The 1101-nt window shown below is 64.1% G+C and carries 1 protein-coding gene; it reads left to right on the forward strand.

What is annotated here, in order from left to right; genetic code table 11:
* The coding region (locus AC1DOC_RS34685) for a tannase/feruloyl esterase family alpha/beta hydrolase (protein WP_478131715.1) at nt 1–1038 on the forward strand (1038 nt) is incomplete at its 5' end.
* Between the last annotated feature and the right edge of the window lie 63 nt (nt 1039–1101).

The following is a 1101-nucleotide window of genomic DNA, read 5'->3' on the forward strand; positions in this document are numbered from 1 at the left end:
GCGGTGACCCAGGCGTTCTACGGAAAGACTGCAAAGAAGGCCTACTGGCTCGGCTGCTCGCAAGGCGGCGGCGAGGGCATGATGCAGTCGCAGCGATACCCCGAGAACTTCGACGGCATCGTGGCAGGAGCCCCGGTGTTCGATTGGGTTGGAAGCCAGTTCGCCGCGCCATGGGTGGCGGTGAAGGGGATGCGGGACCCGAGCTTGCTGGTGCCCCGAGCGAAGCTGCCCGCGATCCACGACGCCGTTCTCGCCGCGTGTGACAAGGACGATGGCCTGGTCGATGGTCTCCTGCAGCAGCCGCAGCGTTGCACGTTCGATCCATCGTCTATGGCGTGTCCGGCGGGCACGGACAGCAACAGCTGCCTCACCCCCGGGCAGGTGACTTCCATGCAGCGCTACTTCGCACGCGTGACGCGGCCCGATGGACGGCAGATGTACGCTGCGTTCCCCCACGGTTCCGAAGGCGGTTCCCCTTGGCTCGGCGCCACGGCTCCCAATGGCAACTGGGCCGGTTTCTGGCCCAACGTGGTTTACGAGAACCCGTCGTACAGCATCGTTGCCAACCTCAACGTGGACACCGACGTCGACTACAACTTCGCGTCGAACAAGCTCAGTGCGCACTTTGACGCTGTGAGTACGGATCTCACCCGATTCAAGGACCGCGGCGGCAAGCTGATCATCTGGCACGGCTATAACGACCCCGCCGTATCGGCCTATCACACGCAGGATTACGTTGAGGCCGTCAACGCGCGGTACGGCGCGAGCCGCGCCACCGGGTTCCTGCGGACTTTCTTTGCGCCCGGCGTCAATCATTGCGGCGGCGGCGAGGGCCCTCAACCGGACCCATTCGACCTGCTCGACAAGATGGTCGAATGGGTGGAATCGGGCATGGCACCAACCTCTGTTCTGGCAAGCCATCGAACTGGAGCAGTCGTGAACCGCACGATGCCGCTGTGCCCGTACCCTCAGCTCGCGAAGTACAAGGGAGCGGGTGACGTGAAGGACGCTGCCAGCTTCGCCTGCGTGGCGCCGTAGAGAGCACCGAGAACAAGGGGGCTCTTCAGGACTGCGCCCTGTTCGACAGTCGCGCTCTTGTGC

Source organism: Variovorax sp. 01T439_2, from assembly GCF_056398445.1.